Genomic DNA, 26,483 nt, shown 5'->3' with positions numbered 1-26,483 from the left:
CGTGCTACCTCACTGCTTGCCGATGACGCGCAGCTCATGCTGCAGCGACATGGCATCGAGCCGTTGGAGCGGCAGCGACAGGAACAGCTCGATGCGACGCTTGAGCGTCAACGCGGCGTCCATGAACGCCTTGCGCTGCTGTTCCTCGCTGCCTTCGACGGCGGCCGGATCGGGCACGCCCCAATGGGCCGACACCGGCTTGCCCGGCCATACGGGACACACCTCGCCAGCGGCGTTGTCGCAGACGGTGAAGATGAAATCGAACACCGGCGCACCGGGCGCCACGAATTCGTCCCAGCTCTTGCTGCGGTAGCCGGTCGTTGGCAGGCGCAGGCGCTCCAGCGTGGCGAGCGCCAGCGGGTGGACTTCGCTCTTGGGGTGGCTCCCCGCCGAGTAGGCGCGAAACCGTCCCAGGCCCAGTTCGTTGAGGATGCCTTCGGCCAGGATGGAACGCGCCGAATTTCCGGTGCAGATGAACAGCGCGTTGTAGGTGGTTTCAGTCGTCATCGATGCCTCGCGTCAGCAGCAAGAAGCAGCCCGTTTCGCGGCGGCGCGACTGTCACTCGGCGCGCAGCAAGCTGGAGCTGTGCTCGGCGCGGGCTGCGGCGCTTCGTTGAACACGGGGATGTTGCCCAGCGTGTGGAAATGCTCCCAGGCCACGCCCTGCGGGTCGGTGACCCAGTGCTTCTCACTGCGTGCATAGCAGCAGGTCGTGGTGCCTTCGTCGAGCAGCGCCATGTCGGCAGCCTGCGCGCGGGCCTTCAGGGCGGTGAGTTCGTCGGCGTCATCGGTCTGGATGCCCAGGTGGTCGATGCCCGGCTTGCTGCCGCGCGTGGAGATGGCGAAGTTGACCGGCGGGTCTTCGAGCATCCACTTCGCGTAGTCGGCCTCGATGCGAGCCGGCTGCGCGGCGAACAGTTGGGAATAGAAGCCGATGCTGCGATTCAGGTCATCGACGTGCAGGTGGACGTGGAAGCGTTTCATGGAGGTTCCTTTCAGCAGGAGGCGCAGGCACGGGTGGATTCATTGGCCTCGCACACGCCACCTTGGCAGCAGTGCTCGGTCAGGTAGCCGAGCAGCCCGTTCATGTGGGCGAAGTCGGCGCGGTAGATCAGGTTGCGGCCCTGTTGCTCGATGGTGACGAGGCCGGCATGGGCCAGCTCCTTCAGATGGAAGGACAGGGTGTTGCGGGCCACGTCGAGCTGGTCGGCTAGGACGCTGGGCGTGAGCCCTTCGGGGCCGGCGACGACCAGGGCGCGGAACACGCGAAGGCGCTGGGTGTGGGCCAGGGCGCCCAGGGCGGAAACGGCTTGGGTCTCGTTCATAGTTCAATAATACAACATCTATTGAATAATGGTGCAGGCACATCGCAATAGAGGACCGGGCGCGCCCGACCCCAATCGGGGACGCCACTGCGCCCGATTGCTGCGTGACGCGGCTATCTGATAGTCCGAAGCTCACCCTCATGCGTTGCTGACCGTCGTCAGCGGCATGCCCTGGCAGTCTCGGTCTTCAAGACTGCAACGCGGTTCGCCGCGTTGACCGAACCAGTCCGCTTTGCATCGCCCACCGCGGACGCTCGCCGGCCTGGCGACGATGCACTTTTCTCAACCACCCGAGGGGAACCCCATCCCCTGCGGGATGCGTGCTCCCCGACCCACCAAGGAGCACGGCATGTCTGAACCTTCCGCATCTTCCTCTGCAACCGCAGTGCGCAGTGGTGCGCTGGCGCTGACCTGGACCGGCAAGCGTTTGCCGCTACAGGTGCTGCGCAGCGCGGCCGGCCACTACATCGGCACACAAGACGACGAAGGCCCGGTATCGCGGGAGTCCGTCGAGTATTTCCCGAACCACCTCGCAGCACAGCGCGCCCTGGATACCCATGCCTAGACACAGCGCGCTCACCCCTGATTCCCACCCTTCAAGGAGTTCTCTCATGAATCTGTCTTTATCCGAAGACGTGCTCGATCAGATGGCGCTGGAACAGGCGCACTTCGACGCTGCACCGCAGGCCTTCTTCGAGGCCTGGAAGCGCGGCGCGCAGATCGCCGGTCACGAGTGGTTCGGCGACGGCACACGCGAAGGTCTGCAGCGTGCCACCACCAAGTGGGACCTGCGGCCCAACATGCTGATGCTCAACGACGCCTTGGGCGTGCTGAGCAGCGGTCAACGCATGTTCCTGTCCGCGATGGTGAGCTTCTACAACGCCCGCGAGGGCGGCGCGATGCTCAAGCGTTGCGGCTTCGAGGGGCTGTCCGACTTCGGCGGCCTCGATCTGGAACGGCGCCAGGTCATCGCTGACCTCACGCTGCACTACAACGGCTGGTGAGCCGCGCCTGGCAACCCACCGTCTTTTCATCCCACCCCACGAGGGACATGCGTCCTCGTTCGGGGCCATGTCCCTCCTTCTTTTCGCAGGAGCGGCCATGTCCCGAATCACCATCTTCCACTGACCTGCACCGCCCGCCACCAGGGCGGCCCGACGCCGCGGCCGGCTGACCGGTTGCCACTTCATCCACTCGCTGGGGTTCAATCCCCGGCAGGGGATTGCCTCGGCCATCCTCTGCTGGAGGAATCCCATGTCCCATTCCAACAATCCCTTCGCCCGCGGCTACGATGGCCTGTCCGTGCAGCGGCTGCTGGCGATTTCCTACGACGACGACTGCCCGCTGAGCTACCTGCCGCTGCACGTCTCGCAGTCGCACCTGCCGGACAGCCAGGTCGAGCGCCATGCCTGCGTCTTCTGCGACGACTTCGCGCTGATCACGGAAGGCCAGAACGTGCCGCCCGAGCTGGACGCGCAGTGCCCCAGCCACGGTATCGCCCGAAACCTCGTCTACGCCGTCATGGCCGAAGAAGCCGGCCAGCCGCTGCACGTCGGCGATACCTACTCCGAGGAAGCCGCGCGCGAGGTGGTGCGGCGCCTGCGCTTCGAGACCGGCTTCTACAGCCGTGCCTGGGAAATCAGTTCGGCGCACATCACCGAGGAGGCCGGCCGCTTCCTCGCCGAACTGGCGGACGTCGCCACGCCGAGCGGCTTTCTGTTCGTCGCCTTCCGCATTCCCTACAGCCCGGCGGTCGGCGTGAAGCTGATCGCCACCCCCTGGACGGATGCGAACCTGCAGCATGTCGAGGGCATCACCGCCGAAGAGCTGCGGCAGGAGCACCGGGCCAAGGGCGTGCCGGAGTCCCTCGTGGAAGTGTTGCACCTGGCTGCGCTCGCCGACGTTCGCATGTTGGTGTTCGATGCCGACGCGCCCGTGCTGGACGGGCTGACGCTCTACGACGACGAGTAACCCGCAACCCATTCGAGCCCCCACGTCGGGGCTCTTCTTTTTCGCGGAACGCGGTGCCGGCGCATTGCCGATTCCCAACGGACGGTCGCCGCCATGTGCCGCACGCTGGCCGCATGTTCGCTGGCGTTGCCGGCAGCATGCCCAGGCAGTCGAGACCTTCAAGACTGCGGCGCGGTTCGCCGTGCTGGTTGCTTCGTTCTCCGGGCGCACCCGCGTCCATCCACCTCACCCTCAAGGGACAGACCTCCCTTGCGGGCGGGAGTCCCTTGGTTGCCACAAGGAGTCTCCCCATGGATACCCAAGCCATCCGCGCACAGATGCCGACGCTCGTTGTCGGTCATGTGCCTTCCAACGTCCGTTCGTTCAAATTCAACATCTTCGACGGCCAGCCCAAGGTTTCGACGCTGGGCTTTCACATCGACCCGAAGCCTTTCGAGGGCAAGGTCATCGCCACCACCGACGAGGCCATCGTCGTCAAGACGGGACGAGCCGAGTTCGCGGTGCTCGATCGCACGCTCGTGACCGAAGTGCCCGACGAGGGCGCCAAGGTGCAGGTCGAACCCTATGTCAGACGCCGCTTCGACGGTCAGCGGGCGGACACGCCCGAGGAGCAGACCGAGTTCACCGCCGACGGCCAGCCCTACACGGTGAAGCGGTTCGTGCTCGGTTCCGCACCGGCGAAGTTGCCGATCCCCGAACCGCGCTGCCCCGAGCTGCAGGAACTGATCGACCAACTGGAGCAGTTGCCCGCTCCCGATGGTTTCCGGCGCATCACCCACCTGCTGGTGGATGCCGGTGCGCGGGACATCACCTGGGTCGATCCGCTGCCCGCCGACATCATCCGCACGCCACCGGCCATCGGCTTCACCGTCGCCACGATGAAGTTCCAGGGTCGCGTCACCGTGCTGTATGAGCGTGGCCTCGACCTCTACGCGGTGGAGCTGCACCGCGACGGCGAGCTGGTCGAACGGGTCGATGAGGTGTTCTTCGACACCCTCGGCGAGACGCTGGAACGGCTGATCGACGACGGGCGCTGGAGGCGCATCCGCGTGCAGTGCCTGTCGGGCCGCAAGGCTGTCCGGCACTGACCGCCCAACAGCTTCCCGCCCTCGCGGCGGGAAGCCTCTTCCTGCCTCCCTGGAGATCACACCCATGACTGTTCGATTCAAAGGCACGGAGCTGCGGCCCGTGCTCGCCGAAGCGGTGGCGAATCCGTGACGGATGGCTTCAAGGAACCGCAGCGCGTGATGATCGCCTTCGATGGTGGAACCGTCACCAGACGGGGGCGAGATGGTCGCCAGTAGCCCACTGTTCTGAGGCCTGCCGATCCATCTGCTGATGTCGGGCAAGGAAAGCCAGGATGCCGCCACGCAGTTTGACTGGGCCAAGACCACCTTGGAGGCGGCAGGCTTCGCTGTGACCGCCTCGCTGATTCCCGGCGATGCGGAAACCATCATTGCCAAAACCGTGAAGGAGTAGTCCATCGACATGCTCATCATGGGTGCGTTCGGCCACTCGCCACTGCGCAGCCTACTGTTCGGCAGCAAGACCGCCGACCTGTTGCGCTAGTCGGCCAGCTTGCGCAGTGCTTCCAGTTCCGGCGCGGCCTCGGCGTTGAGGCGCTTTTCCAGGGCGTCGTAGGCGGCCACCAGCTCCTGCCCGAGCGTGGTCAGGGATGCGCCACCACCGCCCTTGCCACCTGTCGCCGTTGCGACAACGAGTTGGCCGAAGCCTTGATTCAGGGAATCGATCAGCAGCCAGGCGCGCTTGTAAGGCACCCCGAGTGCACGCGCAGCGGCTGCAATGGAGCGCGTATCACCGACCTGGCGCAGCAGGTCGATCTTGCCGGGGCCGAGGGCGATGGAGTCCCCGATGTATACGCGGGGGCGGACCAGAATGGCGCGAGGCTTTCCAAGTTTCGAAGTCATGCGCGAGAAGATAGCGGAAATTGATGTGCGAGCGTTCTGGCCATAACGATCATTGCTTGGGAATCCTGCGACTGATCGCAGTCTCATCCCCAGGCAAAATGAATAGATGTCGCGGCAGCCACCACAGGTAGAACACCATTCCGAATAACTCGACCAGCGACTGGAACACGATCACCACCACCGTCGTCTCCCAGCCGGCAGGTAGCGCCAGCGCGAAGGGCAGCACCACGAATGAGTTGCGGGTGCCGAGACTGAAGGCCAGTGTGCGCCCGGCATCCAGCGGCAGTCGCAGCCAGTGCGAAAGGCTGCGTGCCAGCAGTGCCGCCACCAACAGGAACCCAACGAACACCGGCAGCACCGTCAGCAGCACGGGCCCTGCATCAAGCACCGTGCCGACCTGCGCACCGGCGATCAGAAACACGACCACTGCCAGCAGCGGGACCGGCCACCAGCCAAGGCGCTCGCGCCAGACCGTCCGTTCTGGTCGGGCCTCGATCCAACGCTCGGTCAGTACGGCAGCCACAAGGGGCAATCCGATCAGCACCAGCGCGGCGGGCAACATTTCTTCAGTCTTGAGTGCAGCGCTGAAATCGGCCGCCGGCAGCATCAGCCACAAGTAGGCCGGCAAGAGCAGCAGTTGCAGCAGCAGGTTGAGCGGCGTCACGGCGATCGCTCGCGCGGTGCTGCCGCGCCCGAGCTGGGTGAAGGTGATGAACCAGTCGGTGCAGGGCACCAGCAAGACCAGCAGCACGCCCAGTCGCAGGGCCGGGTCGTCTGGCAGAAATTGCAGCGCCAGCCACACGAGCAGCGGGATGAACACGAAGTTGCCGAGCAGGATCGCGAGGACGAAGCGGCCATCGCGGAAGGCGTCGCGCACATGCAGCAGCGGCACCTGCACGAAGGTGGTGTAGAGCAGCGCCGCCAGCACCGGCCACAGCAGGGCCTCGAAGCGCGGCCCGATGCCGGGCGCCACACTGCCCAGCACCAGCCCGCCGACGATGGCAGCCAGGTAGATCCAGACCTGGCGGCGCTCCAGGCTCAGGCGATCCATCAGGCGCGTACCCGCAGCAGGGCGAATGTGCCCGCCAGCATGAAGCCTGCGACCAGCGCAAAGGCCAGCACCGGCGAGACCGCTGTCCACACCACGCCAACGCTGGCGCTGGAGAGGAATTTGGCCGCGCCGTTAACCGTGCCCAGCGCCCCGATGCTCATGGTCATGGTGTCAGCCTGCACCATCTCAGCGGTGACGGTGGATTCCAGTGCCTCTTGTACCGCGACATACAGACCGGCGATGAGGAAGATCCCCGCCAGCAACGGCACGCTGTCGATGTCCCACCAAAAGGCCAACGCTGTCAGCGCCGCCGTGGTGATACCCAGTGAGTAGCCCGCCACCAACACTGGCAGATGACCCACACGGTCGGCGAGCCAGCCCACCGGCCAAGACGCGGCCACCTGCACGACGTTGCGCCACACGTACAAGAGTCCTGCCAGCTGCGCCGCCTGCACCACGCCCATGCTGGGCGTCAGCAGCGTGGTGGCGGCCAGGATCAAGAGCGCATGGGAGAAGTCGCCGACCCCGAACAGACCGACCGCGCCGAGGTAGCGTTTGAACCGGGAAGGCAGCCCGCGCAGCGAACCGAAGAACTTCAGTGCCGGATTGGGTGAATGCTGCGGGTCCTGCACCAACGTGAGGAAGGCGATCACCGCCAGCACGCCGGGAATGAGCGACAGCCACAGCACGAAGCGGAACGGGCCGGCGTCGTCACTCCAGTGCCAGCCCTGCGCCAGCCCCAGCAAGGTCACCCCGAGCAGCGGGCCGAGCACGGCGCCGACGGTGTCCGCCGCGCGATGGAAGCCGAACGCCCGCCCACGCGTTTCGGGGCTGACGGCCTGGATGACGATGGCGTCGCGCAGCGGGCCACGCAGTCCTTTGCCGAACCAGGACACCATGCGTCCGAGCAGGATCAGCGGCCAGCCGACCGCCAGCGCGATCAGCGCCTGGCCTAGCGGCGTCAGGCCGTAGCCCGCCAGGACCAGCAGCTTGCGATGGCCCAGTTTGTCCGCGATGTAGCCCGAGACCATCTTGGTGAAGCTCGCCACCGCATCGGCGATGCCCTCGATGAGCCCCAGCGCGGCCGCCGGAATGCCGAGTACGGCCAGAAAGCCGGGCAGGATCACGGTGGTGGTTTCATAGCAGAAGTCACCGAGCGCACTGGTGATCGCAGCACCGGCGACGGTGCGGTTCATCCAACCCTTGGGTACAGCTGGTGACGTAGCTGGCTCTGACATCAATCCTCCCCAGTCATGCCGAACTCGATCGGGGTCTTGATGTAGAAAATGTCGATCCTCTCTTCGCGCAGCTTCTCAAACAGGCGATCCGTATCCTCCTGGCTGAGGGCCATCATAATCTCGATGGGCTGATCTGCGAGGTCAAAAAAATGTGCCGAGTGCAGCTTACGGTCATGACCGAATCCTTCCGTCGCTGCGATCAATGTCGCACCCGCCACGCCGAGGCTACGTGCTTCCTGCAGCAACCATTCACCCAGAGGTAGACCGCCATGGCGGCGATCCTGTTGGGTGAAAAACGTCAATTGAAAACCTTGCATCTTCGCCTCCTCAAATGCGCTTCAGTAGGGCCACGGACGCCAGGCCCATAAGAGTCATCACGAGTGAGCCGACGACATGAATGCTGATGGCCGCCGTCGCCCATACCAGGCGTCCTTGCTGAATCAACGTGGCGACTTCCGCCGAGAACGTCGAAAAAGTCGTCATGCCGCCAAGGAAGCCGGTAATGACAAGTAGTCGCCACTCAGGGGCGATACCAGGATTGTTGGCGAAAATAGCCAGAGCCACGCCGATCAGGTAACCACCAATCAAGTTGGCGGCAAGTGTTCCAGGCGGGATGGTTGGGAAGATCGCGTTGAGCGACATGCCCAGCATCCACCGTGTGACAGCGCCCACGGATGCACCCAGGCTGATGGCAAAAATGGAATTCAGCATCGTTCCTGTCCTCTTGTTGGTTTTGTCCGGACAGGCGCACGACAGCCTACGCGCCCTTGCCAGGACTTTTGCGTAGGCATCATCAGCGCACACAGCAGCGGTTATTGGAGGAATGCCATCTCCAGATTGATCATTTTAAGCGAGAGCTGCTTTTACTGGTAATGGCCATTTCCCAAGTGATGATCGGCGCCCCTCAGCTTCGGCGGCGCTGATCATGGACTCAGAAACCGAGCCAGGAACCTGCGCCAAGCAAGGTCGCCACGCCCAACAACGCGAAGTTCGCTGCGGCGATCCAGTGTTCCATGATCGAACCTACCCTGCACAGCAGGACAGTTGCTTCACATCCTTGCTGAAGGTCTGCGCCGCGAGCTTCAGCCCCTCAACCATCGTGAGATACGGGAACAGCTGCTCGGCCAGCTCCTGCACCGTCATCCGATGGCGGATCGCCAGCGCGGCCGTCTGGATCAGTTCGCCTGCTTCCGGGGCCACCGCCTGTACGCCGATCAGCCGCCCCGAGCCGGCCTCGGCGACCAGCTTGATGAAGCCGCGCGTGTCGAAGTTGGCGAGCGCACGCGGCACGTTGTCGAGTGTCAGCAGCCGGCTGTCGGTTTCGATGCCGTCGTGGTGCGCTTCCGCCTCGCTGTATCCGACGGTCGCCACCTGCGGATCGGTGAACACCACCGCCGGCATCGCGGTCAGGTTCAGAGCTGCGTCACCGCCCGTCATGTTGATCGCCGCACGGGTGCCCGCGGCCGCAGCTACATAGACGAACTGCGGTTGGTCGGTGCAGTCGCCGGCCGCATAGATGTGCGGCGCGCTGGTGCGCATGGCGCGGTCGATGACGATGGCCCCTTGCGCGTTGACCTCGATGCCCGCCGCTTTGAGGTTCAGGCTGCGGGTGTTCGGTGCGCGCCCGGTGGCGACCAGCAGTTTGTCGGCGCGCACTTCCCCGTGCCCGGTGGCGAGCACGAATTCCCCGTTCGCGTAGGTGACTTGGCTGGCTTGGGTGTGGTCCAGCACCTCGATGCCCTCGACACGGAACGCGGCCGTGACGGCCTCGCCGATGGCCGGGTCTTCGCGGAAGAACAGCGTGCTGCGCGCCAGGATCATGACCTGACTGCCCAGCCTGGCGAAGGCCTGCGCCAGTTCGACCGCCACCACCGACGAGCCGATGACGGCCAGCCGCTCAGGGATCGTGTCGCTCGCCAGGGCTTCGGTCGAAGTCCAGTAGGGCGTGTCCTTCAGGCCGGGAGTCGGCGGAATCGCCGGGCTCGCGCCTGTGGCGATCAGGCAGCGGTCGAAGGCGATTTCGCGCTCGCCGCCCTCAACCAGCCGCACGCCGAGGGTGCGACCATCCTTGAAACGCGCTTCACCGTGCAGAACGGTTATGGCCGGATTGCCGTCCAGGATGCCCTCGTACTTGGCGTGACGCAGTTCATCGACGCGCGCCTGCTGCTGGGCCAGCAGTCGCTCGCGCACGATTGTCGGCGAGGCGGGCGGCATGCCACCATCGAACGGGCTTTCGCGGCGTAAGTGGGCGATGTGGGCCGCGCGGATCATGATCTTGGAGGGCACACAGCCGATATTGACGCAGGTGCCGCCGAGGGTGCCTCGCTCGATCAGCGTGACGCGCGCCCCAAGCTCCACGGCCTTCAATGCCGCCGCCATTGCCGCGCCGCCGCTGCCGATCACGGCCACGTGCAGCGCTGGCTCGCCGCCTTCATGCTTCGTTTCGCCACCGAGCCAGCCCAGCGCCTTGTTCAGCAGGCCGGCGGGCTTGTTCGGCGTGTCGCCAAGCCGTGCGCGGAAGCCGAGCGTGGCCACTGCGGCAACCAGCGGGGCCACGCTCACGCCCGCATCCGCCTCGATTTCGGCCTGCCGCTGCGCATAGGACACCGAGGCCGAGCGCACGCCGGGCACGTTTTTCAAAGCCTGCTGGACGTGATCGGCACACGACGTGCAGGTCATGCCGTCGATATGAATGGTGATCGCTTCGGTCATGACAGTGCCCTTACTGCTTGATGCTGGACGGATAGCCGGCGTTGGTGGTGGCCTCGGTCAGCTTTTGAACGGTGGTCTTGGCGTCGTCGAAGGTCACGACCGCTTCGCGCTGGTCGAAACTGACATCGACCTGGCTGACGCCCTCGACCTTGGTAAGCGCCTTTTTGACCGTGATCGGGCAAGCGGCGCAGGTCATGCCGGGCACTGACAGCGTGATGGTCTGGACGGCGGCCCAGGCGGGCGTGGCAAGAGTGGCGGCCAGGGCCACGAGTGCGGCGAGTTTCTTCATGATGATCTCCTGTCAGTAGAACAGCGGAAGGACGTAGGGAAAGGCGAGCGCGACCATCACCAGGGCGGCCACGATCCAGAAAATGAGCTTGTAGGTCGTGCGAACCTGCGGAATCGCGCAGACCTCGCCCGGCTTGCAAGCGTTGGCCGGCCGAAAGATGCGGCGCCAGGCGAAGAACAGCGCGACGAGCGCTGCACCGATGAAGATCGGCCGGTACGGTTCCAGCACGGTGAGGTTGCCGATCCAGGCGCCGGAAAAGCCGAGCGCGACCAGCACCAGCGGGCCGAGGCAGCAGGTCGAGGCAAGGATGGCGGCCAGGCCACCGGCGGCCAAGGCACCACGCCCGGATTGCGGTTCCGACATGAGGTTTCTCCTTTTGAGGTTTCGCTTGATGCTGTAACGTTACTTCCGTAGTTAACTACGGAGTCAAGCGTGATGAACACCGAACCGGATAGCCTGACCATCGGCACCTTCGCCAAGGCAGCCGGGGTCAACGTCGAGACGATCCGCTTCTATCAGCTCAAGGGACTGCTGCCTCAGCCGGAACGGCCCCATGGGAGCATCCGCCGCTACGGGCAGGCGGATGTGGTGCGGGTGAAGTTCGTGAAATCAGCTCAACGCCTGGGTTTCAGTCTGGATGAAGTCGGCCAGCTCTTGAAACTGGAGGACGGCACGCATTGCAGCGAGGCGGCCGAATTGGCCGCCCTGCGCCTGGCCGACGTGCGCGCCCGCTTGGCGGACCTCAAGCGGATGGAGGCGGCGCTGTCGAAGCTGGTGGCCGAGTGCAACGCGCACCACGGCAATGTTTCATGCCCGTTGATCGCAGCGTTGCACTGCTGCTGAAGGGCGCCTTCGGCCCTTGGCGCAAGATTTTTCCGTTTCCAGAGTTGCCCCCAGCTACGCCGAGTTGGCGCGCTTCGCGGCCGGCCGGTGCGACCTGTTCGATGCCACTCCAGAACCGATCGCCTTCTTCTATGGTGATTGTGAGAGACCGGGAGCCTCTCCAATGCGGACAGCCGCGAGTGCCGATTGCCGCTCGCCTGCGCGCCGTCCCGGCGCCACGCTTCCGGCCATGTTCCGCTGACGTCCGTCAGCGACATGCCCAGGCAGCCACGATCTTCAAGGCTGCGACGCGGTTCCGACCGCGTTGATCACCCGAGTTCGCACCGGCATCCATGCGCGAACGGCCATCGGTTTTCGATGGCGATGCCACCAAGCTGTTCCATCAACCCACGCGGGGGTTCCACACCTTCCCCGCCTGGGTCGGGTGTGTCTCCGCCTCATTGTTCTCAGGAGATTCACCATGACCACTTCCACCGAAAAGTCCTACTTCGATCTGCACATCACCGGCCTCGGGTATCTCAATCGCATCCGCGAAGTGAAGCCCAAGAAAGGCGATGCGTTCCTGGCCTGCGACATCGCGGCTCTGAACGGTCCCAGCGATGACGTCTCGTACGTGCGTTTCGACACGCGCGTATCGGGTTCGGAAGCGCAGCACCTGGTGCGCCGCTGCATTCAGGCGGTCGACGCCGAGAAGAAGGTGATGATCGGCTTCCGCCTGGGCGACCTGTGGACCGACACCTTCACCTACTCCAAGGGCAAGCGTGCCGGCGAGCAGGGGGTGAGCCTCAAGGCCCGCCTGCTGTTCGTCAGTTGGATCAAGGTCGACGGCAAGCTCGTCTACAAGGCCGAACCCAAGCCGACCGAGACCGACGAGCGGGAGCCGGAAGTCCCTGTGACGTCCGACGCGCCCGCTGCGCAGCAAGCCTCGGCACCGGAGCCTTCCGAGCCCGTCGCCGATGCTGCCGACGACGCAGCCGATGCCCCCGCATTGGCCGTTGCCGAGTCGTTCTGATCCGCAAGGCCCCATCCCCGGGGCCTTGTCTTCTCTTCGTCAGCAGGAGACCTTCATGATCACCATCCCCGGCCAACTGGCCATCAAGACCATCCACGGCAGGAACGGCGACTTCAACGTCGGCCGCCTGGCGACCTCGATCGGCGAGTTCGTCGTGAAGAACGCCGAGCTCGATCAGTACCGCGAGGGCAAGTACGACGGTGATTTCGTCATCGTCGAGATTCGCCCCTCCACGTACAACGCCAACGGCCGCATGGTCATCGAGATCCGCGCCCATCTGGGCGGGATGACGCTGTCCAACATCGACGCCCTAAGCCGCGACGAAGCCCGCCGGCTGAGTCCGCAGGAAGTCGATCCGATCGACGAGGAAGCGCAGGCGCCCGTGCCGGCAACGCCCCCGGCCAAGCCGAAGGCGAAGCCGCGCAGTCCGCGCGATCCCCTGGTCGATACCACGCCGTTCGGCAGCGAACCGGCTCCCGTGTCCGCTGCGGCCTCGGCCGAGGCAGACGACGCGGCGCTGTTCGGTGCCTTGTGGCCCCTGGGCGAGACCGTGAAGCTCGATGCGACCGTGGATCGTCGTGTGCTGCGTCAGCAGCGCGACCGTCTCGACAAGCTCGGCTACGAGTTCGCTCCGTTGTCCCAGGACTGGCACCTCAAAGCTGCCTGATCCATCCGCCGCCTTGCGCGGCATTCCGCCACCCGCCGGGGTTCTCCCCCGACGGGGAGGGCTCCGGCCTTTTCTTCAAGGAGACCCTCATGGGCTGGACCTTCGTTCGTCAGACGCGCGATCAGTTGATCCGCGAGCTGCTCGCTCCGCAGGCATCCGAGCGCGCTTGCTGCGAAGTCATCGACCACACGCTGGACGGCGACGTTCTGTGGACCGTGGTTCGCGTCACCGCCAGGCAGGCGGGCGTCATGGGCCTCGCGGCCGGTGAGTCCGTCTGCTACATCGGCTGCCATCTGCTGGAAAGCTCGGGCGGCGATTGGGGCTACAAGTCCCTCGATGAGTCCGTGCACCCGTACTACTACTCGTGCCCGCTGCGCTATCTCGACATGGCGCCAGTGCAAAGCCCCGACTGGCGCGAGCGGGTTCACCTCTTCCACGCGGGCCGCGCTGTCTAGCGGCACGCATCTTCCTTCACCCAACCGGGGCGAGCATGGCCCCGCGGGCTGTGGTTGCTCCTTCATTTCCAAGAGGACATCACCATGCCTGCACCTTCTTCCGCGAAACCTCTGTACCGCATCGACGAATGCCCCGACCTCATGGCCGACGGTTGCGTCGGTGACGCGCAGGGCAATCTCGTCTTTCTCTCGATCTGGGCGCGCGACACCGCCGTTCAGGAGTTCCTCGCCCGCCTGACCCTCGTCCGGGATGAACAGGGGCTGGATCAGTTCCACGTCATCACCGAGCAGGGCGCATCCATCCCGGTCTTCGTCGGCAACGTCGAGAATCTGGAAAAGCGCATCACACGCGCCTACCGGCGCACGTTGTTCGGTTCGCTGACGAATGTGTGGCTGTTCGATCGTCGCTGCGTGAAGCCAGACAAGGCCAACGCCAGCGCGCTGGCGCTTCTGCCCAGGGATTCCGCTCACCGGCTCGACCGGCTGTGGACGCTGGTGCAGGACACCTGCCCGCTGCCACTGCTAGACCACTGGCGCGACACCGTGCTGGAGCTGTTGCAGACACGGCGGATGCTGACCGGTCTTCCCTTGGCCCTCGGGCCGCTGGAAGGCCATCGGCTGGCCCTCGATGTCCCGGCGCTGACGAAGGCGTTGGGCGACCTGATCCGCAACGGCACCCTTGGCGCCACGCAGTACGAACTGGCCGCGAACGCACCGCTTCGGCGTGTGGCGTGAGCCATCCCCACGGGCATGCGCGCCGCGCGTGCCCGCCTTACCTCATCCATCACCAGGAGAAATCCATGGCACTCATGTTTCCGCGCCTGGCGCGCAATTTCATTCGTAACGGCTACTTCCCCACCGACGAGCCGACGCTGGAGCGGGCCTTGTCCGCACTGGCGCCGTCTCCCGGCTCCATGTCCATCCTCGATCCCTGCGCCGGCGAAGGCGTGGCGATCGCCGAAGCCGCCCACGCCCTCGGGCGCGAGCAGGTCCAGGCCTTCGCCGTCGAGTACGACGCCGAGCGTGCCCGCCACGCGCGGCAACTGGTCGATCGCTGCATCCACGGTGACCTGATGGACACGCTGATCTCGCGCCAGTCCTTCGGGCTGCTGTGGCTGAACCCGCCGTATGGCGACCTGAGCAAGGACGTGAACGGCAACATCGGCTATCAGGGCCAGGGCCGTGCGCGGCTGGAAAAGCTGTTCTATCAGCGCGCGCTGCCGCTGCTGCAGTACAGCGGCGTGCTGGTCTTCATCGTGCCGTCCTACGTGCTCGACGCCGAACTGGTCGGATGGCTGACGCGCCATTTCGCCGACCTGCGCATCTACCGTGCGGTGGAAACGCAGTTCAAGCAGGTAGTGATCTTCGGCCGCCGGGTTCGCCAGCGCGACCAGGCGTCGGAGTCGGCCAAGGTCATGCGTGGTCTGCTGCTGCAGATCGGACAGGGTGACGCCGAAGCCGAGGAGCTGCCACTCGAATGGCCGTTCCTGCCGTACACCGTCCCTGCCAGCCCGGCCGAGCCGGAGCACTTCTATCGCGTGACGATGGAGCCCGAGCAGTTCGCCGATGAAGTCGGCCGGCTGCAAGGACTCTGGCCGGCGCTCGATACGCACCTGGGCGCCGCGCAGCAGTCGCTGCGGCCACCGGCGCGGGCCTTGTCGCACTGGCATCTCGCCCTGGCCTTGGCCGCAGGCGCGATCTCCGGCGTGGTGAAGTCCAGGACCGGGCGCGTGCTCGTCGTCAAAGGTGATACCCACAAGGAGAAGACGCTCCAGACGGAGTACACCGAGCGCGACGACGGCTCCGTGGCCGAGACGCGCATCCTCACCGACAAGTTCGTGCCGGTCATTCGTGCATGGGACTTGACGCTGGGCTCGCCCACGTGGGGCGAAGTGCTGACCATCCGCTGATCGCTGTTCCCTGACGGTTCGCCGTCGCTTTCATCCACCCACCGGGGTCACGTTGCCCCGATGGGGGTGCCGTGGCCCCTTCTTCCAGAAGGAGAAACCACCATGGCACTCGCAGTCCTCAACCTCGCGTCACAAGCACGCTTTTCGCCCGGGCAGGTGGTCATGACCGCCGGCGTCGACGAGCTGGTCCGACAGGGCCGGCTCAACCCCACGCCGTACCTGCGCCGCCATCTTCATGGCGATTGGGGCGACCTGAGCGACAGCGATCGACGGCAGAACGACGCCGCGCTGAAGTCCGGCGAAGATCGTCTGTTCTCGTCCTACCAGGTCACGCGCGACCTGAAGCTCTGGATCATCACCGAATGGGATCGCAGCGTCACCACACTGCTGCTGCCCAGCGAATACTGATCCGCATCCAGCGGTCTCGCGCCGCTTCTTTCTTCCCACCCAGGGGCATGTCACCGCCCCGAGGGGGAGGTGCATGCCCCATTGCCTTGGAGCATCACCATGTCCCTCGATCTCGAAACCGTTCCCGAAACCGCTGTGCAGGGCGACCTGCTCGAAGCGGCCGCTTCACCCCTCACACTCAGCCTGCAGGACTTCGTGTCCGAGTTCGGCGACGAACTGCTCGACTCACTCAACCGCGCCAATCCGCCGGTCTACACCGGCCAGGTGCGGGTGCATCGGCAACTGATCCTCGCCGCGCTCAAGCGCAAGCTGTTCCCGGCGCAAGCCGATGTGGTCCATGCCGTCACCGAGCTACTGATCGACCGCGGCGAACGCGCCGCGATCGTCAATGGCGAGATGGGTTGCGGCAAGACGACCGTCGGCATCGCCACGGCCGCCGTGCTCAACGCCGAGGGCTACCGCCGCACCCTGGTGCTCTCGCCACCCCACTTGGTCTACAAGTGGCGGCGCGAAATCCAGGAGACGGTGGCCGGTGCCAAGGTCTGGGTGCTCAATGGCCCGGACACGCTGGTCAAGCTGCTGAAACTGCGCGAGCAGTTGGGCGTGCCGGCCCAGGGCCAGGAGTTCTTCGTCCTGGGCCGCGTGCGGATGCGGATGGGGTTCCACTGGAAGCCTGTCTTCGTTCGGCGGCGCACGCCTCACGGCGACGTGGGGGCCTGCCCGGATTGCGGGCATGTCATCACCGACCTCGACGGCGAGCCGATCAACCCGGTCGCGCTCGAAGCCGAGGAGTCCCGCCGCAAGTGCAGCCACTGCCGTGCACCGCTGTGGTCGTTGATCCGTCCGAGAGGCCTGTCCGCCAGCGACCAGTCCTCGACCGTGCTCAAGGCACTGAAGCGCATTCCAACCATTGGCGAAGTCACCGCGCAGAAGCTGATGCAGAAGTTCGGTGACGCCTTCCTCGCGTCGATGCTCGGGGACAACATCCACGAGTTCATCAACCTGATGGATGGCAACGGCGAGCTGGTCTTCTCGGACCGGCAAGCCCACCGGATGGAACGCGCGATGGCCAACATGGAGTTCGGCTTCGGCGAGGGCGGCTACCAGCCGTCCGAGTTCATCAAGAGGCAGCTTCCCCAAGGCACGTTCGACCTGCTCATCGCCGACGAGGCGCACGAGTACAAGAACGGCGGCTCCGCACAGGGCCAGGCCATGGGGGTGTTGGCGGCCAAGGCGCGCAAGACGCTATTGCTCACCGGCACGCTGATGGGCGGCTACGGCGACGACCTGTTCCACCTGCTGTTCCGAGCCCTGCCGGGGCGGATGATCGAAGACGGCTACCGGCCGACGAAGAGCGGCAGCATGACCTCGGCCGCGATGGCGTTCATGCGCGATCACGGTGTCTTGAAGGACATCTACTCCGAGAGCACCGGCACGGCGCACAAGACGGCCAAGGGCACCAAGGTATCGGTGCGCACGGTCAAGGCGCCGGGTTTCGGTCCCAAGGGCGTACTGCGTTGCGTCCTGCCGTTCACGGTCTTCCTCAAGTTGAAGGACATCGGTGGCAACGTGCTGCCGCCCTACGACGAGGAGTTCCGCGAAGTCGCGATGGACACGGCGCAAGCCGCGGCCTACCGCGATCTGGCGGGTCGCCTGACCCAGGAGCTGAAGCAGGCCCTGGCGAAGCGCGACACGACGCTGCTCGGTGTAGTCCTCAACGTGCTGCTGGCCTGGCCGGACTGCTGCTTCCGGTCGGAAACCGTGGTGCATCCGCGCACGCGCAACACCTTGGCGTTCGTTCCGGCTCAGTTCAACGAGCTGGAGGTGATGCCCAAGGAACGCGAGCTGATCGAGATCTGCAAGCAGGAGAAGGCAGAAGGGCGCAAGACCCTGGTCTATTCGGTCTACACCGGCACGCGCGACACCACGTCGCGTTTGAAGGTGCTGCTGGAGCAGGAAGGCTTCAAGGTGGCGGTACTGCGCGCGAGCGTGGATGCCTCCCGCCGCGAAGACTGGATCGCCGAGCAGTTGGACCGCGGCATCGACGTGCTCATCACCAATCCCGAGCTGGTGAAAACCGGCCTGGACTTGCTGGAGTTCCCGACCATCGTGTTCCTCCAGTCCGGCTACAACGTGTATTCGTTGCAGCAGGCCGCCCGGCGCTCATGGCGCATCGGCCAGAAGCAGCCGGTGCGCGTGATCTACCTCGGCTACGCCAACTCCTCGCAGATGACCTGCCTGGGGTTGATGGCCCGGAAGATCATGGTGTCGCAGAGCACGTCGGGAGACGTACCCGAGTCGGGCCTGGATGTTCTGAACCAGGATGGTGATTCCGTCGAGGTCGCACTGGCGCGGCAGCTTGTCACGGTCTGATCCATGTGCCCATGCCGGCGGCCCCTCGGGGTCGCCGGCTTCTTTCCACGGCCCTTCGGGGCCGTTTTTCTTGGGCGTATGGCAGTCCATGGCGCCGCCCCGCCATGTATTCGGGCGGGCGCCAGTGCGTTTTGTTTGCTGCCCGCAGGCCAAGCGGCGGCGATGGTGAGCGCTCCGTGTTCCAGGGAAGCGCCCTCCATGCAACCATCCATCCGCGCTGTTCACCGCCTGGCCCTCGTCGCTGGCTTGCTGGCCGGCAGCCTGTTGGCCGCCGGCTGCGCCACGACCGCTGCGCCGTCTGCGCCAGCGGTGCCGGCCGCATCGCCAACCGCCGTCGCGCCGGAGCCGGGTTTCGTTCCGGTGGCCCGCTACGGCCGCTACACCCTGGTCGAGCTGGTGTCGGAACCTGCGCAGCGTGATCTCTTGCAACAGGCGGTGGAGGTCTCGATTCCGCCCATGCTCGATGCCAGCGTGGGCGATGCCATGCGCCACGTCTTGCTGCGCTCCGGCTATCGGCTCTGCGATGCGGCTGAGGCCGCCACCCTCTACGCGCTGCCGCTGCCTGCCGCACACCTGCGCCTGGGCCCGCTGATGCTGCGCGATGCATTGCTGACCCTTGCCGGCCCCGCCTGGGAGCTGTCGGTCGATGACTTGACCCGCCAGGTCTGCTTCAGCCGGCACGGTACTCCCACCTTCCTTTCCGCCAACCCGCCCGGCACCGCCACGCCCGTGCCGGACGCCGACCGGCCCGAGGAGATGCAGCCATGACCTTTCCCCAGGCGCCATCCGAGCGCAATTCCCGCACGCGCTGGCTCAAGATCGCCGCGGCCTTCTGGCTGCTGCTCATCAGTGCCGTGGCACTCATCAACAGCGTCGGCCTGTCTCGGCTCGCCGAACAGACCCAGAGCAGCGCACAGGATGCGCAGGTCAAGGCGCTGGGCCTGCGCGTGGCCGATCTCGAACACCAGGCCAATGCGGACAAGCGCCGGCCGGTGCCGATCAGCCAGGCCGAATTCGCCAACGCGCGGCAGGCGCTGGACGAACGGATGACGCGCCTCGAAGAGGCCGATGAGGCGAGGGCCTTGGCCGTCGACCTGCAGACGCTGCTGGCGCGCGTGAACGCAATCGAAACCCGCCTGGAGAAAACCCGGCAGGTGGCATCCGCCGCTCGCCCGCGCGCGCCGGTTGTGACGAAGCCCAAGGTGCCGGAGCCGCCGTTCCGGGTGCTCGGCGTGGAGCTGCGGGGAGGCGAGCGCTTTCTGTCGATCACCTCCACCGCCGCGGCCTCGCTCGCGGGCGCCCGGCTGCTGCGCGAGGGCGACGCCGAAGGCGGCTGGCAACTGCAGTCCATCGAGGCGCAGGCGGGCGTGTTCCAGGTGAACGGCCAGACGCAGCGCGTTGCGGTGCCGTAGGAGGTCGCCATGAACCTGCGGTCGTTGCTCGCTGCCGTCGTCCTTTTCGCCGCTTTCGCCGCCTTCGGCGCATCCGCCCAGCCGGCCCCGGTGACGAACTCGCGCATGGTGCCCGCCCAGGTGCAGCCGGGCACTGATGCCGCGCTCGACGAGAGGCAGGCGCGGGAATGGGGGCTTCGCTCCGAGGAGTGGGCGCGTTACCGGCAACTGATGCAGGGGCCGCTCGGGGCCTATTCGCCCCAGCTCGATCCGCTCACGGCGCTGGGCATCGAGGCCCGCAGCGAGGAGGAGCGCAGGCGCTACGCGGAGTTGCAGGTGCAGGCCGAGGCCCGGCGCGTCGGCAAGACGCTGGCCTACCAGCGGGCCTACGACGCGGCGTGGCAGCGCCTGTTTCCCGGCCAGCCGCGCGTGAGCCTGCCCGGCGCCAAGGCGCAGGGTGCCGGCAACACCGGCTCCGGGCGCCTGGCGGTCTTCGTCAAGGGCGACTGCGCACCGTGCGCGCAGCGCGTGCAGCAGTTGCAGGCGGCCGGCACGGCCTTCGATCTCTACATGGTCGGCAGCCGTCAGGACGACGCGCGCATCCGGCAGTGGGCCACCCAGGCGGGCATCGACCCGGCAAGGGTGCGCGCCCGCACCATCACGCTCAACCACGATGCGGGGCGCTGGCTGTCGCTCGGCCTGCCCGGCGAGCTGCCGGCCGTGGTGCGCGAGGTGAACGGCCAATGGCAGCGGCAATAGGTACTCCGGGCCGGGAGCGTCGGCCATCCCGCATCGCCGTCCGCTGCGCCAGCGCCGTGCTGCTGCTCGCCACCGGCAGCTGGGCGTTGGCCGCTCTGGCGCGGGAAGTGCCGCCGCCGGCCTATCAACTGGCGGCGCATCGTGCAGACGTGCCGGCGATGGTGCTGTATGCGGTGGCCTTGCAGGAGAGCGGCGCCATGCTGCGCGGGCGCCTGATCCCCTGGCCGTGGACGCTCAACGTCGCCGGCACGCCGCAGCGCTACGCCACCCGCGCCGAGGCCTGCGCGGGGCTGCGCCGGGCGCTCGCCCGCACGCCGGCCAATCGCATCGACGCCGGCCTCGGCCAGGTCAATCTCGGCTACCACACACATCGCTACACGCAGCCCTGCGAGCTGCTGGACCCGTACCGCAACCTCGCCATCGCTGCGGAAATCCTGCGCGAACAGCACACGCCGGGCGAGGACTGGCTGCTTGCCATCGGCCGCTACCACCGGCCCGCCGGCGGGGCACCTGCGGCGCGCTACCGGCGCAGTGTGCATCGGCACCTGACCCGCGTGCTCGACCCCGGCGTTCCCGTTTCAACCCTTCAGGTCACCACGCCATGAACCACATCGTTCTCATCGCCGCCATCGGGCTGCTGTCCACGACTTCCGTCTTCGCCCAGACCGCCTCCGCGCCGCTGATCGTCGTCGAAGACCGCGGCGGCGCCTCCGCGCTGCCGTACTACCGGCCGCTGAGTCCCCCGTCGGATCAGGCCACACCGCCGGCCCCGATGCCGGTCCCTCACGCGGGCAACGCGGCCGACGCCGAAGCCGCCATGCTGCCGGTGCGCTCGACGCAGCTGTCGCCGGGCGACGTGCAGCGCCGCGTCATCCGGGCGCCGGGCCTGACGGCGCTGTTCCTGATCGGCGACGACGAGCGTTCGCGCGCCTGGCTGCGGCAGCGGCAGGCGGCGCTGCGCGAGCTGCAGGCCGTGGGCCTGGTGGTCAACGTGGACTCGATGGCCGCGCTGACGGCGCTGCGCAGACTCGCTCCTGGCCTGACCCTCTCGCCGGCCTCCGGCGACGACCTGGCCCAGCGCCTGGGCCTGCGCCACTACCCGGTGCTCATCACGTCCACCGGCGTCGAGCAGTAGGTGCGCAAATGGCCCAACCGCATGCGGTCGAGGTGCTGCTGCGGCCAGCGGTGGAGCTTCATACCGTGGCGGTCTGCACCGGCGCCGCGATTCTGTGCCTGGTGGCACCGTGGTCGCTCGCGCTGAATCCGCTGCTCGGCCTGGGCTCGGCGCTGGCCTTCCTGACCTTCGGCGCGATTCGCCTGCGCGATGCCTGGGCGATCCTGCGCTATCGCCGCAACATCCGCCGCCTGCCGCGCTACGTGATGACCAGCCGCGACGTGCCGGTGAGTCAGCAACGGCTGTTCGTCGGCCGGGGCTTTCGCTGGGAGCAGCGGCACACGCACCGGCTGATGCAGACCTACCGGCCGGAGTTCCGCCGCTACGTCGAGCCGACGGCGATCTACCGGGCCGCCCGGCGGCTGGAGGAGCGGCTTGAGTTCGCACCGTTTCCCATCTCGACGCTGGCGCGCGCGCTGGCCTGGGACAGCCCGCTCAACCCCGCGCGGCCGCTGCCGCCGGTCGGCGGACTGCCGCGCCTGCATGGCATCGAGCCGCACGAGGTCGACGTCACCCTGCCGCTGGGCGAGCGCGTCGGCCACAGCCTGGTGCTGGGCACCACGCGCGTGGGCAAGACGCGGCTGGCCGAGCTGTTCATCACCCAGGACATCCGCCGCAAGGTCCGCGGCGAGCACGAGGTGGTGATCGTCTTCGACCCCAAGGGCGATGCGGACCTGTTGAAGCGCATGTACGTCGAGGCCAAGCGCGCCGGGCGCGAAGGCGAGTTCTACGTCTTCCATCTGGGTTGGCCCGACATCTCGGCGCGCTACAACGCCGTGGGCCGGTTCGGGCGGATATCCGAGGTGGCCACGCGCATCGCCGGACAGCTCTCGGGCGAAGGCAACAGCGCCGCGTTCCGCGAATTCGCCTGGCGCTTCGTCAACATCATCGCCCGCGCCCTGGTCGAGCTGGGGCAGCGGCCGGACTACCTGCTGATCCAGCGCCACGTCATCAACATCGACGCGCTGTTCATCGAGTACGCCCAGCACTACTTCGCAAAGAACGAGCCGAAGGCCTGGGAGGTCATCGTCCAGCTCGAAGCGAAGCTGAACGAGAAGAACATCCCGCGCAACATGATCGGGCGCGAGAAGCGCGTGGTGGCCCTCGAACAGTACCTGTCCCAAGTGCGCGTCTATGACCCCGTGCTCGACGGTCTGCGCAGCGCCGTGCGCTACGACCGGACGTACTTCGACAAGATCGTCGCTTCGCTGCTGCCGCTGCTGGAGAAGCTCACCACCGGCAAGATCGCGCAACTGCTCGCACCGAACTATTCCGACCTGTCCGACCCGCGGCCGATCTTCGACTGGATGCAGGTCATCCGCAAACGCGCGGTGGTCTACGTGGGGCTGGATGCGCTGTCCGACGCCGAAGTCGCGGCGGCGGTGGGCAACTCGATGTTCAGCGACCTGGTCTCGGTGGCCGGCCACATCTACAAGTTCGGCGTCGACGACGGGCTGCCCGGCGCCGCGGTGAGCGCCAAGATTCCGATCAACGTCCATGCCGACGAATTCAATGAACTCATGGGCGACGAGTTCATTCCGATGGTCAACAAGGGCGGCGGTGCCGGCGTGCAGGTGACGGCCTACACGCAGACCTTGAGCGACATCGAGGCGCGCATCGGCAACCGTGCCAAGGCCGGCCAGGTGGTCGGCAACTTCAACAACCTGTTCATGCTGCGCGTGCGCGAGACCGCCACCGCCGAGCTGCTGACGCGACAACTGCCCCAGGTCGAGGTGTACGCCACGGCGCTGATGAGCGGCGCCACCGACAGCTCCGATCCGCACGGCAATACCGCGTTCACGTCCAACACCCAGGACCGCATCAGCAGCAACAGCGTGCCGTTGATCGAGCCGGCGCATGTGGTGGCGCTGCCCAAGGGGCAGTGCTTCGCGCTGACCGAGGGCGGCAACCTCTGGAAAGTCCGCATGCCGCTGCCGGCACCCGACCCCGACGAAGCCATGCCGAAGGATCTGCAGGAGCTGGCCGGCTACATGCGGCAGCACTATGTCGAGGCAGGAGACTGGTGGGAGAACCAAGGCATCCCCGGCCTGCAGGACAAGGCGCTGCCCGACGACCTGCTGGACGACTTCAAGCAGATGGCCGCCGCGGAAGAGGCCGAAGCATGAGCGATCCGGCCGTCGCGGCCCAGCGCCAGCAGCAACGACAGCAAGGCCTGATCGCCAGCTTGGTCACGCTGCCGTTCCGCTTCTTCGGTGTGCTGTCCGGCGCGCTGCTGCTGTGCATCCTGATCGCGTGCGTCGGCATGCACTTCTTCTGGCCCGATCAGGGCTGGCGCCACGCGCAGGGCATGCTGCACTACGAGCTGGATCAGCTCTCCACTCACTTCACCCGCAGCGCGTTGGTGCAGGAGCCGGGCCGCACCGCGCACCGGCTGGTCGAGCAGGGCTACGACTGGCTGTTCGTGAAGAGCGGCCTGCTGGACTGGATACGCGACGCCTCGGCGCAGGCCGCCGCCGGCAGCCATCGCCCGACCAAGGATTTCCGCTACTACATCGGCTTGGTCTCCGTGAACCTGGAGCGCTACCTGATCGCGGCGGCCTACACGACGCTGGTCTTCCTCGTCCGGCTACTGGTGCTGTGCCTGACCCTGCCGCTGTTCCTGATGGCCGCCTTCGTCGGGCTGGTGGACGGCCTCGTGCGCCGGGACATCCGCCGCTTCGGTGCGGGCCGCGAATCGGGGTTCATCTATCACCGCGCCAGGGCCAGCCTGATCCCGCTGGCCGTGCTGCCGTGGGTGACTTACCTGGCACTGCCGGTCAGCGTGAACCCGCTGCTGATCCTGCTGCCCAGCGCCGCATTGCTCGGCGTGGCGGTGTGCATTGCGGCGGCGACGTTCAAGAAGTACCTGTAAGAACGCGCGAATGGCCCAACGGCTATGCTGCTGGGCAAACCTATTTTCCCGAGGGCGTGGCGCGGCCGGGTTGGTACCAGCCAACGGACAGGGGCGTCGAGCGAAGGCTGGGAGAAAGGATTACTTGGCTGCGCTCGCTCGATGACGCGACGCCGCCAAGCCCGGACGCTTGACCGACATCCCCCCGAAATCGTCCCATTGCTACCTCACGAACTACAGGACAAGAACATGCCAGACGCTTCTCTCGGTGAATCCTCTGCGAATATCAGACGGAGACGAGTTGCCCGCTATCTACGCACTGAGTCTGGCGCTGCGGTGCTGCTGGTGATCGTCACGGTCGTGGCGCTGGCGTGGGCGAACTCGCCGCTATCCGATGCCTATTTCGAGTTGTGGCACCTGGACGTCGGGTTTGACTTCGGGCCGCTGGGCCTGCACATGGACCTGCATCACTAGGTCAACGACGGCCTGATGGTCGTCTTCTTCTTCCTGATCGGCCTGGAGGTGCGTCAGGAGTTCGCCCACGGATCGCTCCGGGATCGCAGCCGTGCCGGTCTCGCCCTGATCGCGGGGGTCGCGGGTGTTGTGCTTCGCGCTCTGGTGTACGTCCTGCTCGTGGGGCTGGCCGGAGGTCAGGGCCTGCACGGGTGGGGTGCGGTGGTCGGCACCGATACGGCGTTCATGCTGGGCACCTTGGCGATCGTCGGTCCGCGGCTGTCCGGTCAATTGCGTGTGTTCCTGCTCACCCTGACCGTGGTCGATGACTTCCTCGCAGTGTCCATCATCGGCATCGTCTATAGCGAGGAGATCCGGATCGTCCCGTTGCTGATCGCCCTCGCCAGCCTCGTTGGATTGTGGTTGTTGGGGCGCACCCGACAGTGGCGGGCAATGCCGTATGTGCTGATCGTGATCGTGCTGTGGCTCGCAACCGTGTATTCCGGCATCCATGCCTCCCTCGCCGGGATGGCCGCGGGGCTGCTGATCCCCGCCTATGCGACGCAACGTCACGGGGTCGTTGCGGCAAGACAGTTGTTCCGTGACTTCTGGCAGTCTCCGAGTGCCGCATCGGCTCGCGCGGTGGACTGCGGGCTGTCCCAGGGTATCTCGGTGAACGAGCGGCTGCACGAGTTCCTGCGGCTGCCGACAGCGCTGCTGATCGTGCCGGTGTTCGCCTTGGCGAACGCCGGGGTGGACCTGCGTGGTGGGCTGCTCGCTGAGGCCTTCGGCTCGCCCGTGACCTGGGGCGTCATCGCGGGGCTCGTGCTCGGCAAGCTCCTGGGCATCGGGCTCACCACGCTCGTCGCCGTCCGTCTCGGCCTGGGCCGGCTGCCCGAGGGCGTCGGAATGGGGAGCGTGTTCGGTGGTGCGGCACTGTCCGGGATCGGGTTCACCGTGTCGCTGCTCATCATCGGGCTCGCGTTCGGCACGACCTCCGACCTGGGCCGCCAGGCGACGGTCGGCGTGCTCGTGTCGATGATGCTCGCCACGTTGCTCGGGTGGCTCATCTTCAAGGTTGCCGCTCGCAGGTGGGGTGAGGAGAACGCCGATCTGCCGATGGTGCTTGAGCCGCCGGTCGATCCCGAGGTCGATCACATTCGCGGGCCAGAGGACGCGCAGCTCACGCTGGTGGAGTACGTGGACTTCGAGTGCGAGTACTGTGCGCACGCTACCGGTTCTTGGGAGGATCTGCGCGCCCACTTCGGGGACGACCTGCGGTATGTGGTGCGCCACTTGCCGCACCACCCGCATGGGCCGATCGCCGCGCGTGCGTCCGAGGCGGCATCGAATCAGGGGATGTTCTGGCCGTGGCTGGACTTCGTGTTCACCCGTCAGCACGCGCTGGAGCGCGAGGATCTGATCGGCTACGCCGCAGAGCTTGGGCTCGACGTCGATCGGTTCATCGCCGATCTCGACAGCCCTGCGGTGATCGAGCGTGTCGAGCGCGACCTCGCCAGTGCGGTCGCCAGCGGTGCGCACGCCACGCCGACGTTCTTCGTCGAGGGTCGCCGCCTGCGCGGCAGCTACGACGCCCGCTCTGTCACCGCAGCGCTCGAAGCCAGCCGCCGCGGCATCCGAACTCAGGAAGTCCCGTCCTGAGCGGGACGAAC

The 26,483-nt window shown here is 66.4% G+C and carries 32 protein-coding genes, 1 pseudogene and 1 riboswitch; of the genes and pseudogenes, 22 read left to right on the top strand and 11 right to left on the bottom strand.

What is annotated here, in order from left to right; all coding sequences use genetic code 11:
• Positions 1–9 precede the first annotated feature (9 nt).
• From HNR28_RS02935 to HNR28_RS02925, 3 genes are read right to left on the bottom strand one after another with little or no spacing between them, the layout of a single operon-like run.
• A complete protein-coding gene (locus HNR28_RS02935; protein ID WP_027350506.1) occupies positions 10–507 on the bottom strand; it encodes an arsenate reductase ArsC in 498 nt (165 codons plus the stop codon).
• Positions 508–519: 12 nt separating this feature from the next.
• Entirely contained in the window at positions 520–984 is a 465-nt protein-coding gene (locus HNR28_RS02930; RefSeq protein ID WP_011829938.1) for an ArsI/CadI family heavy metal resistance metalloenzyme, read from the bottom strand.
• Positions 985–995: 11 nt separating this feature from the next.
• The gene (locus HNR28_RS02925) at positions 996–1,325 is read right to left on the bottom strand and encodes an ArsR/SmtB family transcription factor (RefSeq protein ID WP_024537143.1); all 330 of its coding nucleotides are present in this window, start codon (positions 1,323–1,325) and stop codon (positions 996–998) included.
• A 349-nt stretch (positions 1,326–1,674) separates the two neighbouring features.
• Here HNR28_RS02925 and HNR28_RS02920 point away from each other — a divergent pair, with 349 nt between their 5' ends.
• The 5 genes from HNR28_RS02920 to HNR28_RS18265 all read left to right on the top strand — a co-directional run bounded on the left by HNR28_RS02920 (position 1,675) and on the right by HNR28_RS18265 (position 4,775).
• Positions 1,675–1,890, top strand: a complete 216-nt coding sequence (locus HNR28_RS02920; protein ID WP_020308037.1) for a hypothetical protein — start codon at positions 1,675–1,677, stop codon at positions 1,888–1,890.
• Positions 1,891–1,936: 46 nt separating this feature from the next.
• Positions 1,937–2,329 carry a hypothetical protein gene (locus tag HNR28_RS02915; RefSeq protein ID WP_020308039.1) on the top strand — a complete coding sequence of 131 codons (393 nt, stop codon included), beginning with the start codon at positions 1,937–1,939 and terminating at the stop codon, positions 2,327–2,329.
• Positions 2,330–2,579: 250 nt separating this feature from the next.
• Positions 2,580–3,296 carry a DUF5983 family protein gene (locus HNR28_RS02910; protein ID WP_023443918.1) on the top strand — a complete coding sequence of 239 codons (717 nt, stop codon included), beginning with the start codon at positions 2,580–2,582 and terminating at the stop codon, positions 3,294–3,296.
• Between the two features lie 290 nt (positions 3,297–3,586).
• Positions 3,587–4,384 (top strand): GTPase, encoded by a 798-nt coding sequence (locus HNR28_RS02905; protein WP_151023693.1) that lies wholly within the window; start codon positions 3,587–3,589, stop codon positions 4,382–4,384.
• Positions 4,385–4,634: 250 nt separating this feature from the next.
• Entirely contained in the window at positions 4,635–4,775 is a 141-nt protein-coding gene (locus tag HNR28_RS18265) for a hypothetical protein (protein ID WP_244978167.1), read from the top strand.
• Between the two features lie 86 nt (positions 4,776–4,861).
• Here the strand turns inward: HNR28_RS18265 and HNR28_RS02895 are convergent, their stop codons facing one another.
• From HNR28_RS02895 to merT, 8 genes are all read right to left on the bottom strand, one after another.
• On the bottom strand, positions 4,862–5,224 hold the full coding sequence (locus HNR28_RS02895) for a winged helix-turn-helix domain-containing protein (RefSeq protein WP_151023694.1): 363 nt from the start codon (positions 5,222–5,224) through the stop codon (positions 4,862–4,864).
• A 49-nt stretch (positions 5,225–5,273) separates the two neighbouring features.
• Positions 5,274–6,275, bottom strand: coding sequence for an arsenic resistance protein (locus HNR28_RS02890; RefSeq protein WP_151023695.1), 1,002 nt, complete (start codon positions 6,273–6,275; stop codon positions 5,274–5,276).
• Entirely contained in the window at positions 6,275–7,471 is a 1,197-nt protein-coding gene (locus HNR28_RS02885) for an MFS transporter (protein WP_211369265.1), read from the bottom strand. The genes HNR28_RS02890 and HNR28_RS02885 overlap by 1 nt, the downstream gene beginning before the upstream one ends.
• Positions 7,472–7,512: 41 nt before the next feature.
• Complete coding sequence (locus tag HNR28_RS02880; RefSeq protein ID WP_151023697.1) at positions 7,513–7,830, bottom strand: DUF190 domain-containing protein; 318 nt, start codon at positions 7,828–7,830, stop codon at positions 7,513–7,515.
• Between the two features lie 10 nt (positions 7,831–7,840).
• Positions 7,841–8,224 carry a fluoride efflux transporter CrcB gene (gene crcB / locus HNR28_RS02875; protein ID WP_151023698.1) on the bottom strand — a complete coding sequence of 128 codons (384 nt, stop codon included), beginning with the start codon at positions 8,222–8,224 and terminating at the stop codon, positions 7,841–7,843.
• A 66-nt stretch (positions 8,225–8,290) separates the two neighbouring features.
• A riboswitch (Fluoride riboswitch) is annotated at positions 8,291–8,356 on the bottom strand.
• A 180-nt stretch (positions 8,357–8,536) separates the two neighbouring features.
• A complete protein-coding gene (gene merA / locus HNR28_RS02870; protein WP_151023699.1) occupies positions 8,537–10,225 on the bottom strand; it encodes a mercury(II) reductase in 1,689 nt (562 codons plus the stop codon).
• Between the two features lie 10 nt (positions 10,226–10,235).
• Complete coding sequence (merP, locus tag HNR28_RS02865; protein ID WP_151023700.1) at positions 10,236–10,514, bottom strand: mercury resistance system periplasmic binding protein MerP; 279 nt, start codon at positions 10,512–10,514, stop codon at positions 10,236–10,238.
• Between the two features lie 12 nt (positions 10,515–10,526).
• A complete protein-coding gene (gene merT, locus HNR28_RS02860; RefSeq protein WP_151023701.1) occupies positions 10,527–10,877 on the bottom strand; it encodes a mercuric ion transporter MerT in 351 nt (116 codons plus the stop codon).
• Positions 10,878–10,949: 72 nt separating this feature from the next.
• Here merT and merR point away from each other — a divergent pair, with 72 nt between their 5' ends.
• The 17 genes and pseudogenes from merR to HNR28_RS18885 all read left to right on the top strand — a co-directional run bounded on the left by merR (position 10,950) and on the right by HNR28_RS18885 (position 26,472).
• On the top strand, positions 10,950–11,357 hold the full coding sequence (gene merR / locus HNR28_RS02855; protein WP_151023702.1) for an Hg(II)-responsive transcriptional regulator: 408 nt from the start codon (positions 10,950–10,952) through the stop codon (positions 11,355–11,357).
• A gap of 460 nt (positions 11,358–11,817) precedes the next feature.
• Positions 11,818–12,369 carry an STY4534 family ICE replication protein gene (locus HNR28_RS02850; protein WP_004255052.1) on the top strand — a complete coding sequence of 184 codons (552 nt, stop codon included), beginning with the start codon at positions 11,818–11,820 and terminating at the stop codon, positions 12,367–12,369.
• Between the two features lie 55 nt (positions 12,370–12,424).
• Positions 12,425–13,036, top strand: coding sequence for a DUF3275 family protein (locus tag HNR28_RS02845; RefSeq protein ID WP_003294141.1), 612 nt, complete (start codon positions 12,425–12,427; stop codon positions 13,034–13,036).
• A gap of 89 nt (positions 13,037–13,125) precedes the next feature.
• A complete protein-coding gene (locus tag HNR28_RS02840) occupies positions 13,126–13,491 on the top strand; it encodes a hypothetical protein (RefSeq protein ID WP_151023703.1) in 366 nt (121 codons plus the stop codon).
• 84 nt (positions 13,492–13,575) lie between these two features.
• The gene (locus HNR28_RS02835) at positions 13,576–14,226 is read left to right on the top strand and encodes a hypothetical protein (RefSeq protein WP_151023704.1); all 651 of its coding nucleotides are present in this window, start codon (positions 13,576–13,578) and stop codon (positions 14,224–14,226) included.
• A gap of 65 nt (positions 14,227–14,291) precedes the next feature.
• Positions 14,292–15,401 (top strand): DUF6094 domain-containing protein, encoded by a 1,110-nt coding sequence (locus tag HNR28_RS02830; protein ID WP_151023705.1) that lies wholly within the window; start codon positions 14,292–14,294, stop codon positions 15,399–15,401.
• Between the two features lie 102 nt (positions 15,402–15,503).
• Positions 15,504–15,809, top strand: a complete 306-nt coding sequence (locus HNR28_RS02825) for a hypothetical protein (RefSeq protein ID WP_043496636.1) — start codon at positions 15,504–15,506, stop codon at positions 15,807–15,809.
• Between the two features lie 99 nt (positions 15,810–15,908).
• Positions 15,909–18,182 (top strand): helicase-related protein, encoded by a 2,274-nt coding sequence (locus tag HNR28_RS02820; protein ID WP_170288400.1) that lies wholly within the window; start codon positions 15,909–15,911, stop codon positions 18,180–18,182.
• A gap of 198 nt (positions 18,183–18,380) precedes the next feature.
• Positions 18,381–18,950: a PFGI-1 class ICE element type IV pilus protein PilL2 gene (gene pilL2 / locus HNR28_RS02815; RefSeq protein WP_170288401.1), complete on the top strand. Its 570-nt coding sequence runs from the start codon at positions 18,381–18,383 to the stop codon at positions 18,948–18,950.
• Positions 18,947–19,594, top strand: a complete 648-nt coding sequence (locus tag HNR28_RS02810; RefSeq protein ID WP_151023708.1) for a GPO family capsid scaffolding protein — start codon at positions 18,947–18,949, stop codon at positions 19,592–19,594. The genes pilL2 and HNR28_RS02810 overlap by 4 nt, the downstream gene beginning before the upstream one ends.
• A gap of 9 nt (positions 19,595–19,603) precedes the next feature.
• Positions 19,604–20,332 carry a TIGR03759 family integrating conjugative element protein gene (locus HNR28_RS02805; RefSeq protein ID WP_151023709.1) on the top strand — a complete coding sequence of 243 codons (729 nt, stop codon included), beginning with the start codon at positions 19,604–19,606 and terminating at the stop codon, positions 20,330–20,332.
• Complete coding sequence (locus HNR28_RS02800; RefSeq protein WP_151023710.1) at positions 20,317–20,937, top strand: lysozyme family protein; 621 nt, start codon at positions 20,317–20,319, stop codon at positions 20,935–20,937. Before HNR28_RS02805 ends, HNR28_RS02800 begins: the two co-directional genes overlap by 16 nt.
• Positions 20,934–21,467, top strand: coding sequence for an integrating conjugative element protein (locus HNR28_RS02795; RefSeq protein ID WP_151023711.1), 534 nt, complete (start codon positions 20,934–20,936; stop codon positions 21,465–21,467). The genes HNR28_RS02800 and HNR28_RS02795 overlap by 4 nt, the downstream gene beginning before the upstream one ends.
• Before the next feature lie 8 nt (positions 21,468–21,475).
• Positions 21,476–23,632, top strand: coding sequence for a type IV conjugative transfer system coupling protein TraD (traD, locus tag HNR28_RS02790; RefSeq protein WP_151023712.1), 2,157 nt, complete (start codon positions 21,476–21,478; stop codon positions 23,630–23,632).
• Positions 23,629–24,378 carry a TIGR03747 family integrating conjugative element membrane protein gene (locus tag HNR28_RS02785; RefSeq protein ID WP_023121148.1) on the top strand — a complete coding sequence of 250 codons (750 nt, stop codon included), beginning with the start codon at positions 23,629–23,631 and terminating at the stop codon, positions 24,376–24,378. The genes traD and HNR28_RS02785 overlap by 4 nt, the downstream gene beginning before the upstream one ends.
• A gap of 24 nt (positions 24,379–24,402) precedes the next feature.
• Positions 24,403–25,869, top strand: a pseudogene (nhaA, locus tag HNR28_RS02780) (Na+/H+ antiporter NhaA); the annotation flags it as partial.
• A complete protein-coding gene (locus HNR28_RS18885) occupies positions 25,849–26,472 on the top strand; it encodes a DsbA family protein (RefSeq protein ID WP_347341126.1) in 624 nt (207 codons plus the stop codon). The pseudogene nhaA and the gene HNR28_RS18885, both read left to right, overlap by 21 nt.
• Positions 26,473–26,483 lie beyond the last annotated feature (11 nt).

The organism is Castellaniella defragrans (assembly GCF_014203015.1).
Classification (GTDB): domain Bacteria; phylum Pseudomonadota; class Gammaproteobacteria; order Burkholderiales; family Burkholderiaceae_B; genus Castellaniella; species Castellaniella defragrans.
Note: the sequence above shows the minus strand (reverse complement) of the source record. Positions and strands in the feature narration are given on the sequence as shown.

Coding starts and splice junctions, on each gene's coding strand:
- merR (WP_151023702.1), top strand. CDS start 10,950: ATGAACACCGAACCGGATAGCCTGACCATCGGCACCTTCGCCAAGGCA.
- HNR28_RS02825 (WP_043496636.1), top strand. CDS start 15,504: ATGGCACTCGCAGTCCTCAACCTCGCGTCACAAGCACGCTTTTCGCCC.
- HNR28_RS02890 (WP_151023695.1), bottom strand. CDS start 6,275: ATGGATCGCCTGAGCCTGGAGCGCCGCCAGGTCTGGATCTACCTGGCT.
- HNR28_RS02915 (WP_020308039.1), top strand. CDS start 1,937: ATGAATCTGTCTTTATCCGAAGACGTGCTCGATCAGATGGCGCTGGAA.
- HNR28_RS02885 (WP_211369265.1), bottom strand. CDS start 7,471: ATGAACCGCACCGTCGCCGGTGCTGCGATCACCAGTGCGCTCGGTGAC.
- merA (WP_151023699.1), bottom strand. CDS start 10,225: ATGACCGAAGCGATCACCATTCATATCGACGGCATGACCTGCACGTCG.
- HNR28_RS02820 (WP_170288400.1), top strand. CDS start 15,909: ATGTCCCTCGATCTCGAAACCGTTCCCGAAACCGCTGTGCAGGGCGAC.
- HNR28_RS02810 (WP_151023708.1), top strand. CDS start 18,947: ATGACCTTTCCCCAGGCGCCATCCGAGCGCAATTCCCGCACGCGCTGG.
- HNR28_RS02910 (WP_023443918.1), top strand. CDS start 2,580: ATGTCCCATTCCAACAATCCCTTCGCCCGCGGCTACGATGGCCTGTCC.
- merT (WP_151023701.1), bottom strand. CDS start 10,877: ATGTCGGAACCGCAATCCGGGCGTGGTGCCTTGGCCGCCGGTGGCCTG.
- HNR28_RS02845 (WP_003294141.1), top strand. CDS start 12,425: ATGATCACCATCCCCGGCCAACTGGCCATCAAGACCATCCACGGCAGG.
- HNR28_RS02805 (WP_151023709.1), top strand. CDS start 19,604: ATGAACCTGCGGTCGTTGCTCGCTGCCGTCGTCCTTTTCGCCGCTTTC.
- traD (WP_151023712.1), top strand. CDS start 21,476: ATGGCCCAACCGCATGCGGTCGAGGTGCTGCTGCGGCCAGCGGTGGAG.
- crcB (WP_151023698.1), bottom strand. CDS start 8,224: ATGCTGAATTCCATTTTTGCCATCAGCCTGGGTGCATCCGTGGGCGCT.
- HNR28_RS02850 (WP_004255052.1), top strand. CDS start 11,818: ATGACCACTTCCACCGAAAAGTCCTACTTCGATCTGCACATCACCGGC.
- HNR28_RS02935 (WP_027350506.1), bottom strand. CDS start 507: ATGACGACTGAAACCACCTACAACGCGCTGTTCATCTGCACCGGAAAT.
- HNR28_RS02905 (WP_151023693.1), top strand. CDS start 3,587: ATGGATACCCAAGCCATCCGCGCACAGATGCCGACGCTCGTTGTCGGT.
- HNR28_RS02840 (WP_151023703.1), top strand. CDS start 13,126: ATGGGCTGGACCTTCGTTCGTCAGACGCGCGATCAGTTGATCCGCGAG.
- HNR28_RS18265 (WP_244978167.1), top strand. CDS start 4,635: ATGTCGGGCAAGGAAAGCCAGGATGCCGCCACGCAGTTTGACTGGGCC.
- HNR28_RS02920 (WP_020308037.1), top strand. CDS start 1,675: ATGTCTGAACCTTCCGCATCTTCCTCTGCAACCGCAGTGCGCAGTGGT.
- HNR28_RS02925 (WP_024537143.1), bottom strand. CDS start 1,325: ATGAACGAGACCCAAGCCGTTTCCGCCCTGGGCGCCCTGGCCCACACC.
- HNR28_RS02835 (WP_151023704.1), top strand. CDS start 13,576: ATGCCTGCACCTTCTTCCGCGAAACCTCTGTACCGCATCGACGAATGC.
- HNR28_RS02785 (WP_023121148.1), top strand. CDS start 23,629: ATGAGCGATCCGGCCGTCGCGGCCCAGCGCCAGCAGCAACGACAGCAA.
- HNR28_RS18885 (WP_347341126.1), top strand. CDS start 25,849: ATGATGCTCGCCACGTTGCTCGGGTGGCTCATCTTCAAGGTTGCCGCT.
- HNR28_RS02795 (WP_151023711.1), top strand. CDS start 20,934: ATGAACCACATCGTTCTCATCGCCGCCATCGGGCTGCTGTCCACGACT.
- HNR28_RS02880 (WP_151023697.1), bottom strand. CDS start 7,830: ATGCAAGGTTTTCAATTGACGTTTTTCACCCAACAGGATCGCCGCCAT.
- HNR28_RS02800 (WP_151023710.1), top strand. CDS start 20,317: ATGGCAGCGGCAATAGGTACTCCGGGCCGGGAGCGTCGGCCATCCCGC.
- pilL2 (WP_170288401.1), top strand. CDS start 18,381: ATGCAACCATCCATCCGCGCTGTTCACCGCCTGGCCCTCGTCGCTGGC.
- HNR28_RS02830 (WP_151023705.1), top strand. CDS start 14,292: ATGGCACTCATGTTTCCGCGCCTGGCGCGCAATTTCATTCGTAACGGC.
- HNR28_RS02895 (WP_151023694.1), bottom strand. CDS start 5,224: ATGACTTCGAAACTTGGAAAGCCTCGCGCCATTCTGGTCCGCCCCCGC.
- HNR28_RS02930 (WP_011829938.1), bottom strand. CDS start 984: ATGAAACGCTTCCACGTCCACCTGCACGTCGATGACCTGAATCGCAGC.
- merP (WP_151023700.1), bottom strand. CDS start 10,514: ATGAAGAAACTCGCCGCACTCGTGGCCCTGGCCGCCACTCTTGCCACG.